This is a genomic window from Alteromonas sp. ABH4_452, from assembly GCF_056311825.1.
On the sequence record NZ_CM149973.1, the window covers coordinates 1,294,543 to 1,308,330 of the forward strand.

General features: G+C 44.8%; 10 protein-coding genes. 5 read left to right on the forward strand and 5 right to left on the reverse strand.

Annotation, left to right across the window (positions count from 1 at the left end; genetic code table 11):
- Together ACYX4N_RS05550 and ACYX4N_RS05555 are read right to left on the reverse strand one after the other, a co-directional pair.
- Positions 1 to 1,089, reverse strand: coding sequence for a nuclear transport factor 2 family protein (locus ACYX4N_RS05550; RefSeq protein WP_476055877.1), 1,089 nt, complete (start codon positions 1,087 to 1,089; stop codon positions 1 to 3).
- A 32-nt stretch (positions 1,090 to 1,121) separates the two neighbouring features.
- Complete coding sequence (locus ACYX4N_RS05555; RefSeq protein WP_476055878.1) at positions 1,122 to 2,735, reverse strand: sodium:solute symporter family protein; 1,614 nt, start codon at positions 2,733 to 2,735, stop codon at positions 1,122 to 1,124.
- A gap of 132 nt (positions 2,736 to 2,867) precedes the next feature.
- On the opposite strand from ACYX4N_RS05555, the gene ACYX4N_RS05560 reads away from it, so the two are divergent.
- The 3 genes from ACYX4N_RS05560 (at position 2,868) to ACYX4N_RS05570 (ending at position 7,532) form a co-directional block, all read left to right on the forward strand.
- The gene (locus ACYX4N_RS05560; protein ID WP_476055879.1) at positions 2,868 to 3,866 is read left to right on the forward strand and encodes an ester cyclase; all 999 of its coding nucleotides are present in this window, start codon (positions 2,868 to 2,870) and stop codon (positions 3,864 to 3,866) included.
- Between the two features lie 546 nt (positions 3,867 to 4,412).
- A complete protein-coding gene (locus tag ACYX4N_RS05565) occupies positions 4,413 to 6,821 on the forward strand; it encodes a TonB-dependent receptor (protein WP_476055880.1) in 2,409 nt (802 codons plus the stop codon).
- A gap of 183 nt (positions 6,822 to 7,004) precedes the next feature.
- Entirely contained in the window at positions 7,005 to 7,532 is a 528-nt protein-coding gene (locus ACYX4N_RS05570; protein ID WP_014980218.1) for an ester cyclase, read from the forward strand.
- A 57-nt stretch (positions 7,533 to 7,589) separates the two neighbouring features.
- Here ACYX4N_RS05570 and ACYX4N_RS05575 read toward each other — a convergent pair whose 3' ends face one another.
- Complete coding sequence (locus ACYX4N_RS05575) at positions 7,590 to 9,713, reverse strand: TonB-dependent siderophore receptor (RefSeq protein WP_476055881.1); 2,124 nt, start codon at positions 9,711 to 9,713, stop codon at positions 7,590 to 7,592.
- 309 nt (positions 9,714 to 10,022) lie between these two features.
- On the opposite strand from ACYX4N_RS05575, the gene ACYX4N_RS05580 reads away from it, so the two are divergent.
- Together ACYX4N_RS05580 and ACYX4N_RS05585 are read left to right on the forward strand one after the other, a co-directional pair.
- Positions 10,023 to 11,921, forward strand: coding sequence for a TonB-dependent receptor plug domain-containing protein (locus ACYX4N_RS05580; protein ID WP_476055882.1), 1,899 nt, complete (start codon positions 10,023 to 10,025; stop codon positions 11,919 to 11,921).
- A 10-nt stretch (positions 11,922 to 11,931) separates the two neighbouring features.
- Positions 11,932 to 12,471: a DUF6314 family protein gene (locus tag ACYX4N_RS05585; protein ID WP_476055883.1), complete on the forward strand. Its 540-nt coding sequence runs from the start codon at positions 11,932 to 11,934 to the stop codon at positions 12,469 to 12,471.
- A 17-nt stretch (positions 12,472 to 12,488) separates the two neighbouring features.
- On the opposite strand, the gene ACYX4N_RS05590 is transcribed toward ACYX4N_RS05585, so the two are convergent.
- Entirely contained in the window at positions 12,489 to 13,352 is an 864-nt protein-coding gene (locus ACYX4N_RS05590) for a DMT family transporter (RefSeq protein ID WP_476055884.1), read from the reverse strand.
- A gap of 93 nt (positions 13,353 to 13,445) precedes the next feature.
- The gene (locus ACYX4N_RS05595; protein WP_474805073.1) at positions 13,446 to 13,649 is read right to left on the reverse strand and encodes a hypothetical protein; all 204 of its coding nucleotides are present in this window, start codon (positions 13,647 to 13,649) and stop codon (positions 13,446 to 13,448) included.
- Between the last annotated feature and the right edge of the window lie 139 nt (positions 13,650 to 13,788).

Below are 13,788 nucleotides of genomic sequence, written 5' to 3' on the forward strand. Positions count from 1 at the left end.
TTATGCCTCCGTCGCTTGTGGTAGCTTGCGCATAAGGTTTGCTAACGCCGCTACTTCGTCAAACACCGTAAATTCCTTGGCTATAACACCGTCTTCAATCTCAAAGTGAGTTGCGCCTAAAATGTAATGGGGTTGCTGATTAAACTGCGCATATTTGCTTTGTGTAGCATTGTAATGACCCGCCAAGCCCCATCTAAGCGCAATGTTCACGCGATTGTCGTCGTAATGGGTAACGCAAATGTGATCTACAACCATGTTGGCGTCTGGGCAACTGGCCAAGTACTTAATGAACATGCCGCCAATAGCTGCATTGCCAGTGGCTTGGCGACCGCCCGGCCACTGCACTGACGCATTAGGTTTGTAAAAGTCAGACAGCTTATTGAACATGCGCTTATTGAAGATTTGGTCGGCCCATGATTTGGCAAAGTCGCCCCACTGCTTGTCTTGCTCTGGCAATTCTTCCCAGCGCGATGCCTTGTTAGCACATGTTCGAGCGTACTCTTCATTTATCCATTGGGTAAACGTACTCGATACAGGAAACTTGGCTTGAAACGCTGCAGCATCGTCTAGCTCAATACCAAGCTGAGCGATAAGAAAGCTATTGTCTCGCATTAGCCATTCGTAAAAAATCTTATTGTCTCTGCACATGCAGTCTGCAATGGTGGTTACACGCCCGGTTTTGCCTGTTGGCGCGCCAAATTCAGAGGGGCCTTTATTGGTCATAATACTGGTGATACGGTGCGACGAATAATACACCTCGTTGGCTTCTTTACGGTAAATAACGTCTTCACCTATAAGCGACCTGTCAGGGAAGGCTGCGATGGTTTTTAACGTGTTTTGAACCACCACATCAACACTGTCGGCATAACCGCCAAGCGTATGTACCGGGCAGTAGTCAGCATAATAATCGTAGCAAGCGCCAATATTTTTCTGCTCCCAAATACGATGGGTAATGCGCAATATATAGTCTGCTAAGTCGACAAACTCTTCATCGAAACCCGCTAAGGTTTGCGTTTTACTTCGTGCAGGGTCCAGCATGTCATGCAGAGGCTGCCAATACACCGTTTTTGCTATGGATGTTTCGCTCATAGAATCTCCCTCAAAAGCGCTGAGTTTGGCTTTTAAAACATAAATTGAATTGAAAATAAGAACACGAGTGTGAGTAAGAAGAACCCAAACAATACGTAGTTGATTGGGTCTACGCGGCCGGGAACGCGATACCATCCTTGCTCTTTCTCATCGAGACCTTCGCGCGCGAAGTGTTGCTGCTGCCCTTTAATGGTATAAGCGTTGTATTCGGTTTGAACGCCATCAATAAGGCGACTAGCAATCATAGACACTACAATGTTGGCACTTGCACCTATGATGCAGTACCAAGGCCACGCGATATCTGTATTCAAGGCCACTAAAGTCACAACAATAAAGCCGCTCAATGTGCCAATGATCAGGCCATTTTCGGTTGTCTGTTTAGAGAAGAACCCTAAGAAGAACATGCCCATTTGCGCACCTACAAAATAAGAGCCTACTTTAGACAAAATTTCTAAAATTGAGCCTTCACTGAATAGGTGGTAGCCAATTGCTGGAAAAATAATAAGTACGGCGAAGAACAAGGTGAAAATACGTGAAGCCTTAAGGTAATGGGCGTCCGACGCGTCTTTCTTGAAGTATTTGATGTAGAAATCGATAGTTGCCACTGTCGATAGCGAGTTAAATGAGGAATCTAGGCTAGACATGGAAGCGGCCATAACCGCGGCTGCAATAATGCCCATTAAACCCGGCAAGCCGTAATCGGTTGCGAACTGCAAAATGATTGTGTTGCTGTTTTCGAAGGTCTTGCCTTGATAAAAGTCGTAGAACAACACGCCAAGTACAATGAAGAAGAAGTAGATGAAGAACGCGCAGAAACCCATTAATAAATAAGATTTTTTGGCGTCACCAATATTCTTGGCAGCCAGCGTTCGCTGCACCATCATTTGGTTGGTGCCGTAAACGGTGATGTGGTACAGCGTCATAGCAATAATGCCGCTCCACACCGTAGTTTCTTCAGTAAAGTCGAAGTCCCAATCAAGTGGGTTTAATTTACCCTGAGCTTTAAGCTCGCTCATTGATGAAGATAGCGTAGTGTCGCCGCTTTCAAGCAGGGCGTACATAATAATGCCCGCGCCCACAAATAAGATCACTGACTGAATAACGTCAGTCCAAATTACGGCAGTAATGCCGCCCATCATGGTGTAGATAAGCGCTATGGCAGTAACTATAACTATAGACCACACTACAGGTACGCCAGTAATGAACGACAAAACAAGAGAGGTAGCATAAAGAATAGCTGCTGAGCTCATGATTTGGCTTAGCATAAAAATGCTGGATACCATGGCGCGGGCACGCTTGCCGAAACGCCGTTCTTGGTAATCGTAAATGGACGCGACACCCGCGTTATAGAAGAATGGGAAAAAGAATATGATTACAGCCATGATGACGAGAGGGTAGTTCAAATGAAGTGCTATAACGGATAGCCCCTCTGAATAAGCCCAGGCTGGTGCCCCAAGAAACGTCATAGCGCTAACGTAAGTGGCAATAACCGAAATACCTATTGCCCACCACGGAGTTTGTTTTTGACCGAGATAAAAATCGTCGGAATTTTTTATATTTTTACCAATCACCAAACCCAGCAACAGGTTCGCAATGATGTACCCGCCTAAGATAGACCAGTTTAAAACGCCAAAATTTTCAGTCATATTCTTTACTCTGCCTGCTTAATAAGCGCGCTTTCTATTTACAATAATATTCAACCTAATACATAATGACTTCGAAGTCATTAATTATTTCAGGCCAGTATTAACAATTTTTTAAACAAAGAGGCGTAAGTCATGAGTTTTAATAGCGAAAAAGCCGTTGTCAGATCCTATCAAGCCGCTTTTGACAAAGGTGAGGCAAGTGATGTTAAAGGCGTAGTGAAATCGTATGTTTATGAAAATGCAAAGATTTATGCCTGCTATCCGTTTGATAAATGTTCGACTCCAGCAGAATTAGTGAAAGAGTTGTGGGAGCCGTTAAAACAGAGTTTTACGCGTATGAAGCGCCGTGAGGACGTATTCATGGCGGGAGATAACAGCGCCGGCGAAGGCAAATGGGTTATGTCGATGGGTCACTTCGCTGGACTGTTCGACAAGCCGTTTCTTGGTATTAGAAGTACGGGGAAACTGGCTTTTTTACGGTATGCCGAGTTTTTTGAAGTACGTGAAAATAAGATAGTTAGCCACGCTATTTTCTTCGACTTAATTGCACTAATGCAGCAAGTTGGGCTTAATCCTTTGCCCGTAGAAACAGGCCATACGTTTGTTTATCCAGGGCCATGTGATCACAACGGTTTACTGTTTGAAGAGCAAGATCCTAAGGAGTCTAAAAAGACCATTGAGCTGGTTGAGGAAATGGTAAAAGACCTAGATTCTTTAAATAAATCGGGTAACGACAACTGTCCTCCAGAGCTTCTCGCCAAATGCTGGAGCGAAGATATGGTGTGGTACGGGCCAGCGGGAATAGGGGCTACATACACCATCGAGCGTTACCAGCAGCAACATCAATTTCCTTTTCGTAAAGGTTTGAAAGATAAAGTTTTTAATGGTCATGTGGCGCGCTTTAGTGAAGGCAGTTTTGCCTGTTTCTTTGGTTGGCCGAACCTATCGAATACCGCAGGCGGCGGCTTGTTCGGCATGCCGGCGTCGGGTATACGTGCTGACATGCGAGTGGTTGATGTGTACTATCGCAAAGGGGATAAATTACTGGAAAACTGGGTGCTGATGGATGTGCCTTATTGGTTAAAACAACAAGGGTTAGATATCTTATCGCGCACTACCACCTACAGTTAAGCTAACAACATTAAAGGCTTTATACCTGAAATAGGTGTACTGACTGACGTCATTTTCCCATGAAGCTACCTAGCAAAACGCCCGTTTTTGCTAGGTGGGCTTTCTGATAAGCCAAACTATCTTAAGTGCACTTTCTTATCTATTTCCACTAATGCTTAACTCATGCATCAGCATTCGGTTTCTATCTTTTAAAGTGCCATTTTTCTATGCAGATCCTACCAGTCATTTTTGACTTGAAGTCTTAATATATACTTCGGAATCTTATTTTTATTGTCATTGATAAAGCCCTTTATTGGTTAATAAAGTTATTAAATACATGAGTTTATTTGTTTTTGGTATATTTAAACAAAAAATTAAAATTCATGAATTAACAATATTTGAACATTTTTATTGACTTCGAAGTAAATTGGGTTGTATGTTTGTTTAGACCAAGAATTAAACAACCTAGTATGATGTTGTCACAGGCAGGGTCATCAAAGGCTTGATAAACGCAGGGCACTAACAGGTTACTGCAGATAAGGTTTTATTAATCCGGGAACTATCACGATGAAGCAAGACCAACGAAAGTACCATACAACATACCTCTCCCGCGCTATTCAAAGTGCACTTCTAATCAGCGTTAGTTTTTGCGCTAGCGCCCAACAAGAAACCCCTGACAGCGAAGCTAAAGCAGCGGGTGTTGAACGTATTGAAGTAACAGCAAACCGACAATCTCAAGATTTGCAGGAAGTATCGTCTTCTGTGAGCGCGTTAGGTGCAGATGATATTTTGCGTAACGGCATTGAAAATATTAGTGGTCTTGAAAACGTTGTTCCCGGATTAAGAATAGGCAGCTCGGGTGGTGAAGTTCGTCCCGCTATGCGTGGTGCTCGTACCAACGAAGTCGGCGTGGCCGGTACAGGTATTGCTGAACAAGTTGTTGGTATTTTCCAGGATGGTATTTATGTGCCAACGACCACCGGTGGCTTAGGGGCTTACGTTGATATTGAGCGCATTGAAGTACTGCGCGGGCCGCAGGGAACATTGTATGGAAGAAATACATTTGCAGGTAGTATCAACGTTATTTCAAAGCAGCCTGAACTTGGCTATACCAGTGGTTCTGTGAAACTTACTCATGGTAGCTATGACCGTTCGGCCTATGAAGCTATTTTAAACCTGCCGCTAAGTGATAAGGCCGCTACGCGCTTTGTCATGAGCCACGACCGTCATGACGGCATGATCGAAAACCATTTCTTGCCGGGCTCGTCAGACGATTTACGCGAAAAGAATCAATTCTACTTACGTAACACGACTAAATACGAATTCTCAGACGATGTTACTGCATTGCTTCGCCTTGATTACAGTAAGAAAGATGCAAACTCAGAAGCGATTTGGGGTTACCAACAAATTGCGGGTTATCAAATTTCTGAAACCTCGCCGGGATCGGGCGTTTACAACCCTGTTGCTACGGTAACGCCTGGCCACATTTATCAGCCAGCTGATGCTGAGCGAGATGATGAAGGCCCATACGATGTATACAGAAATGCGGTGTCTTTCGATAACCAGGAAGCATGGTCGGCAACCTTGACGCTCGACTGGGCGATGGACTGGGCAAATGCAAAGTGGACCACTAATTATTCTGAACTGTCAGGCGAGCAATTCTACGATAACGACTACAGCGATGGTGGCTTAGACTTTGTTGGTGGTTTTGGACGTCAGGACGATCAAAAAGCGTTTTCTACCGAACTACAGTTGTCATCTGTTGAAAGCGATAGCCCGTTTTCTTGGATAGCAGGCGTTTATTTGTTCTCGCAAGAAGCGGATTGGGAATGGCTGTGGCGTGAGGATACAACCGGTAACGGTGAGCCAGATTCTATTACGGTTCCTTCGTGGGGAAATCCAAATCACGACCCGCATGAAGTCGATTCTGTAGCCGTATTTGGCCAAGCTCGTTATCAACTTAACGACGCCAACCGCTTGTTGGTTGGCCTTCGCTACAACAAAGACGAGAAGACATTTACAGGCGATTCAATTCCCGATTGGGACGACTCAGCGGTATTGTGGAAGTTAGCTTATGAGCTAGATGTTGCAAAAGACATGATGGTCTATGCCAGTGCAGCAACAGGTTATCGCACTGGTGGTGCTAACGACGCGAGGGTGGTAGCGCGTGGTGCCGATCCGCTATACGACAATGAAGAAGTTATTTCTTACGAAATTGGTTTGAAGAGCTTTTTATTCGATAACACCGTTCGGTTTAACGTTTCTGCTTTTGCAAACCAATACGACGACGTGAAAGCGCAGCTGTTTGCAGTTTCGTGTAACGACACAACAACTGACTTAACCGTGGCACAGTGCGTTTCTACTGGCGTTAGTACAACCTTTGAATACTATGAAAATGGTGGTCAGGTTGACACCTACGGGTTAGAAGCTGATTTGGAATGGCGCCCACTAAGCGAGTTAACGTTAAATGCAACTTTGGCGCTTCTTAACGCCGAGTTCGCTGACGACTTTGCGGTAGGTAATTCTCAACTTCAGCCTCTACTTGGGTTAGGCAATGTTGATGGCCGTCAGGATATTAACGATCCAAATAGCCAGTTTAGCTTTGCGGGTTACTCTCCAGCTATGTCACCAGATTATACGCTGGGCCTAAGCGCAAGGTATGAGTACTCATTGCCAAATGGCGGTTACTTAACGCCTTATCTTCATGTGAACTTTGTTGACGATCACTACGCGTTTGATATCAACATTCCTGAAACAAAAGTAGATGCTCACGCCATGGTAACGGCTCGTATTTCTTGGGAAGTAAATGAAAACTTAAACGTCGATTTCTTTGCAAATAACCTGACGGATGAAGAAGTGCTTACTCGTGCAGTGGTTCAGTCTCAAGTGCTTAATGGGCTGCCTATTAACTCCATTCAGGCAAACTGGAATAACCCGCGTACATACGGCGTAAGCTTACAGTACAAGTTCGACTAACACTTGTAGCGCAGTGCGCTATTTTAAACGCTGAACAAACTGGGCAATCACTAGGGTGATGAGCCCAGTTTTGGTTCTTAGCGCCAAATATCTACTTTACGCTCTGTTTCAAAACCCTAATTACGCATTCTTTAAACAGAGCTTTTAATATGCAGTACTCAACACTTTTTTGGGAGATATGAGATGAAAGGTTCACGTCCAGAACAAGGTATTCTTACAAAAGACAACGACTTGTCAAAAACGCAGGAAACTATTGATACCATTGACGCTATGGTCGATGGATTAAATGATCATGATATCGACAATATGGGCCGTTTCTTCAGCGAGAACTTTCGCTGGATGGGCAATGCAGGCTGCGGCTTCAAACAAGGGTTAAAAGAGTTTCAAGACAACTGGCAGCGACCGTTTCAAGCTGCGTTTTCTGATAAAGTTTGTATAGATGAAGCTCGCGTTACACAAGGCGAGTGGTGCGCTGCGTTTGGTCGCCAAGAAGCGGTTCACACTGGAACCTTTATGGGAATAGAGCCTACTGGTAAAAGAGTCGAAATTCGCTATATGGATTTTTGGAAAGTGGTAGACGGTAAAATTGTAGATAACTGGGTTAACGTTGACTTCCCCTACATTATGCAGCAGCTAGGTGTAGATCCGTTCAACGGACACGGGTGGGAAAACCGTGACTCAGGGAAAATGCCAGTGCAAAACGGCGAATAGAGAATGTATAACAAACAAGCCGGAACATCGAAGCCTCCGGCTTGTTTGATTTTATTACTAGAACTGGTATTTAACGCTCACCGTGTAGTTAGTTGGTGAGCCCGGCATGGTCCAAAGCTGATGGTATGAGTTCTCAAAGTAATCTCTGTCGAACAGATTATTCACGTCAAATCTCATAGAAAGTTCATCGCTGATGTTTACCGACGCCGCTAGGTTCACAAGGGTGTAAGACGGCAAGATGAATGATGGATCTGTGGTTTGCCCTAAGCGGTCGCCTACGTAACGCATGGTCACACCAAAGAACGCTTCTTTTTCAAATACGCTGGTGTAATGGTTCAGCGAGATATACCCCGAATGCTTGGCAATATTGATTAAGCGCGACCCTTTTGGAATAGGCACGCCAAAATCTAAGTCATTCACTGCTTTCGCGGTCTTAGCGTCGGTATACGCATAGGCCATATCAAGGCGAATGTCTGAAGTAAGGTCAGTCGTTAATTGAAACTCAACCCCTTGGCTTTCAACTTCACCGAGCGTAGCTGAAAAGCCAGTATTAGGTTCAGCGGTAAGCATGTTAGTCTTTTCCGCATCAAAAATAGCGACGCTACCAGAAAACATATCAGCAATGTTTTCCCACTTAGCTCCTACCTCAAAAGAGGTGGTCTCTTCAGGGTCAAACGCATTGCGGTCAGAGTCAAGTCCGGGGTTGGGTCTGAAACCTTCTGCATAGCTAGTGTAAAGGCTTACAGAATCATTGACTTCATACACGAAGCCAAAGCGCGGTGTCACTTCCGTTTGGTCTTGTTCTTGCCCTTCATTGCTTAACTTATTAAGAATGTCTTGCTCGAATTTGTCCACGCGAAAGCCAACTAAAAGCTTGGTTGCTTCGCTAAGTTCTATAACATCTTGTGCGTAGAAACCTAACCCTTTTTGCTTTTCAGCCGTGAGTGTAGTGGGCGTAACGTCAGGTCTGAAAATAGTGTAGTCTGGATTTTCAGGGTTGATGCTGTAAGTGGTATCACCCGCACCCCACGCAGTGCGCCAACGACGATAGTCTGTGTCGATGTGGTAGTTGTAATAGTCCAAACCAAACAAGACGTTATTTACGAAGCCTGCCACGTCTACCACGCCACTTAATTCACAGCGTAGTGATAAGTCTTGCGCTTGATAGTCACGGGTTCTGCGTTGCCTTGAAAGTATAGATGGGTCGGTATACAAAAGCTGACGACCTTCTGACAGTTCAGTATCTGAAGACTGCCCTTCAAAAGAAGAGTCTCTGTAGGCGAAGCCACTGAGTAAATGCCAGTTGTGATTCAACTCGTGATTTAACACTAGCTGATGTCCGAAGGCTTTAACTTCATGGGCTCCGTCTCTAACATCACCATAAAAGTCTTCGGCATCTACGGCGTCAAAGTCGTTATTTAATATGAACACACCGCGATCAAGCGGCTTTTCCTGATCCAATATTTCCATCTGGTAGCTTAAGCTGGTGTGATCAGAAATGTTCCAAATAAATGAAGGGTTAAGGTTCAAATTCTTGAAAAACACGTTATCGCGATAAGTATCAGAGTCTTCGTATGAACCGTTAACGCGATACGCCATGTCTGAATTAATGCCGTTCGTGTAATCGAACTCTACTTGTTTTTTATCAAAATTACCTACGGTACCCTGGATGTAGCCTTGCTCTTCGAACTGAGGTTTTTTGGTAATAACGTTAATGGTACCGCCAGGTTCCCCTTGACCATATAAGGCTGATCCCGGACCCTTCATTACTTCTATGGTTTGAACGTTAACCGTGCTTCTATTACCGCTATAGCCACGCACGTTGAAGCCGTTTATTAAATAACCCGATGGGTTATTTTCATCGCCAGAAAAACCTCGGATCGCAAAGCTATCGAACATGCCGCCAGAGTTGTTTTGTCTAACAATGGTGGGCGCAAAATCTAGCGCATCGATGAAGCGCGTGATCCCTTCATTCGCTAAGGTATCAGCAGTAATTCGGTCGATTGCTTGTGGGGTGTCGATTAGCGGTACATTACCACGGTATGGCTGAAAGTGTCTTTTTACCTCAATGTGTTCAAGTTCATCATGAGCACCTTGAAGGGAGCTTTCATCACTTTGCGCAGCGGCGCTTACTGATAATGCAACTAAAGAAAATATAAACGGTGTTTTAAGATCAAGCATAAGCAAGGTATTACGTGTCTTTGGCAGGTTTTTCAGAGGTCGCGAATGTTATGTTATCTCGTTTCTTTCCGCAAGAGGGCTTAGGAACCAAAAGGTGAGATTAATGATTCTTGAAGACTAATTGCATATCGGGCGCTTCATTCGGAAGGTGAAAACGCGCAAAGCGTTATTACAAAGCGTTGTTGCAAAGTGAATATACTGGTCCAAACTCAACTATCTGGCGTTTTCCTCTGCCTGCCAATGCTATACACTTCGCGTCTTTGTTACGCCTCCTTGCTGGCTACCCGTAAATTTGAACTAGGACCCTAAATGCGTCATACAACCCTCTCATTACTCTTTTGTACTCTACCTTTTTCTGTCATGGCCGCTGAAAGTGTTGATACTTCAAGCGCTAACGCTGGAGTGAACAGTAACGAAAAAGGCGTGGAGAAAATTACGATTGAAGGGGCGGCGACGGCGAATGACAAGCCAGTAGGCACGTTTAATTCACCTATTTCAAATTTAGAGTACGACCCGCGTGTCGATTTGCAGTCGAGGAACATGGCAGAAGCGCAGGCTGATGTCACTATTCGCGGCGGTATATTCGAAAACACGGGGTTTCGCATAGGAAGCGCGACGCTTATTGACCCGCAAACGGGGCACTATTTCGCTGAAATTCCCATTGCGCCAGAAATGTTGACGAAACCGAGTATTTTTACGGGCGTCGATAATGCACTTTACGGCGTAAATAGCTCTGTAGGTACGGTGTCTTACGGTTGGCGTCCTATCCAAACAGCAGGCAGTGTGTCAGTGGGAGTAGGTAATAACAACTTCAATCTGCAGCGTGTACACGGTGCAGTAAAGCACTCGCTTGATGGCTTACTTGGTTTGAAAGCCGGTTGGTCTGTTGGGGTTGAAGGCGAGTATTCTCGTTCTGAAAGTGATGGCACTATTGCTAATGGCGATCATAATTTCGAACGCGCGTCAGGGCGTATCCAACTAGCAAGTGACGATTCACAAACTGATTTGTTTTATGGCTTCCAGCAAAAGTTCTTTGGCTGGCCTAACTTGTACACGCCTTTCGACGTCAACGAAACAGAAGACATTCAAACTCGTTTGGTTATGCTAAATCATAAACAGCGCTATGGCGAAAAGGGTATAGAAAATAACTTTGAAGTTTCTGCCTACTACAGAGAGAATGACGACCATTACGTTTTCTCACGTGAAAATCCTGAATCGTTTCAGGCATTTCACGAAACCCAAGTGAAGTCATTCGCGTTTTCGGGTACTCATAATGTATCGCAAGAATTTGGTATCAACTATGCAGCACAGCTTACTGCAGACGACATCACATCAACCACGCTAGAGAACAATTTCACCTCTCGTGACTACTACAAAATAAGCCTAGTGCCCGAGTATCGAACTCAGTTGAACAGCAATGAGTCACTTACCGTTCGTTTAGGTGGGGCGTTTGACGATACAAATCGCGACGACGACCGACTGTCTTTTGTGGGCGATATTAGTTGGCTTACCCAAACAGGGAGTAATGCCTCGCGTACACTCTTTCTTTCGTATGCAAAGGCAACGCAGGTGGCTGGCTACACTGCTGTAGGCGGCAGTACCACAAGCGGTCTGTTTAGAAGTAACAACCAGTTACAGCGAGAAGTCAGCAAAAACCTAGAGTTTGGGGCGTCATTTGATAAATCCTCTTTCAAAGTTGATACCGCCGTATTCTATCGCTGGGATAATGAACTAACAGACTGGACTTATAGCTTCGACGCTACTTCAGCACGCAGTGCAAACCCGGTTGATATTGAAACCCTGGGGATTGAGTTGATTGCAGTGAAGCGCTTTGATAGCGCAGATGTGGTGGCAAGCTATACCTATTTAGATAAGTCTGAAGACTATCGAATTGATGAGGTAGACGCGAGCTTTTACGCGCTTAACTATCCGCCGCATCGCGCAACCCTTGGGTTGGTGTGGTTTGCAACCGATACGGTCGAGGTTCGCATTGATAACGAGTGGCGAAAACAAGAAACCAATGCGCTTAGAAACGGCGGTGACTCTGCGTTTTTCTCACATGTCACGCTCACATATTCACCGGCTCAAATTGAAGGGTTAAACCTAGTATTGGCCGTGGATAATTTGTGGGATGAGCGCTTTGAAGAAATCCCAGGAACGCCGGGCCGAGGCGACCAATATTCAGCTACTGTAACCTATTTTTGGTAAGGGAGGCGCAATGACCATTAATTCTCCTAATACCTTGGACGATTTTGCTGGACGATGGACGCTAACGCGAAAAATCATCCAGAGAAATGGCGATGTATTTACCTTTTCTGGCAAAGCTGAATTTAGCTGGCTTGAAGACAAAGGCTACATAGGTGAAGGCTACGTAGATAACGGTCACACCGGCAAAGACGACATAGTCAAAAAACACAAAGGCAAAAAACACGAAGACAACGTCGGCGCAAAAAAGGAAATGTGCAGCTTAGCGTATAACGAAAAAGGTGAGGTAACGGCGCCTAACGGCAGCGTTATGCCAGCAGAACGTCGGTATTTCTGGCAGCAGCCTCAAACTGGTTTATTTGAAGTGTTGTTCGACGATGAACGTTATTTTCATACATTTAGTGCGAGCAATCTTAATGCCGAACATCTATGCGGCGATGATAATTACGTGGTGCGCTATGACTTCTCTACTTGGCCTGTGTGGCGCTCAACATGGCAGGTGATTGGGCCGCGCAAAGACTACACCATGATAAGTGAGTATAGCCCAGCGTAGAGTCGGCTTTGGTAAGGCTAGGTCTGCTTCTGTTTTTTGTTGTATTGATGAGACATCCAAAGCGCAATAGCAATGATAGCACCGCCAAGAAACAGACGAGTGAAATCGGTGTCTTTTTGCCAAAGCAGTAAGTTAACCACAAGCCCTGCCGGAATAAGCGCATTATTCATTATGGCTAACGTACCACCAGAGACTTTTAGCGCGCCTTGATTCCAAAAGTAATAGCCAAGCCCGGATGCCGCAATCCCCAACCACAGTAGCACTCCCCATTGCTCGGTATTCTGCGGTAGTTGGCTTGTGTTGCCGAACAGGAAAAACGCGGGCAAGGCAACAGCCAGCGCGCCTAAATAAAACCAGGCGAATACGTTGTGATAGGGTACTTGGGCGGTAAAAGTCGAGGTCAGCTTTTTATAACCCACTTGGCCTAGCGCAAAGGAAAGGTTAGCACCTTGAACAATGGCAAAACCAAACCAGTAATTATCAGTCACGCCATCAAAACGAATTATTGCTGCCCCAGCGGTGGCGATAAGTGCGCACAATAAATAAAACGGGGTAAACCGCTTAAACAGGGCGTCGTTTAACATAACGACATAAAGTGGCGTAAAAATGGTGAAAAGCAACACTTCTGGCACGGTTAAATACAAAAACGCGTGGTAGAAGAAAATGTACATTAACCCCAGCTGCACAGCACCTAAAGCCGCCAACGCCGCTTTTTGCTTGGCGCTTAGCAATGATACTTTTAGAAACGGAAGGAACACCGCTGCAGCAAGAATTATGCGGGTTAATACGGCAAAGTAGCTATCTACTGAGCCGGCCAAGAATTCACCGATAAGCGAAAAGGAAAATGCCCATAGGGCTGTAACTGCAACAAGGTATAGCACGCGTTTCTCTTTTTCTAAGTAGGACGCGCGCTAAAGTATTGCAATGGGCAGTATTTATCAACTAATAGCTTGTTTGGACATTACTGATAACATTTAGTGAACAACGCTAGAAAGTACAGGCACTGGCGCTGACTCAACTTTTTTGTTGCCCTTATTACTTTCCTTAAATTCGCCAGCTTCCTCAACCAGCGCCGTCATAGCGTCAATAATATCTAAAAAGCTTGATAACTGCTCTGGCGTTAGGCCATTAGACAAATTTTCGATTTTATTGATAAGTTGTTTAGTAGGTAGGCGCATAGTGTCAAAATCTCGTTGTTTTCTAGCATGAAAGCTAAATTTTCAAGGTATAGCGTTATCAAAAACGTTATTTTCAACTAAATACTTCAATAAACTTGCCAACTTTTTTCTGACGGTTTTGTGCAAAAATCGTTGCTTA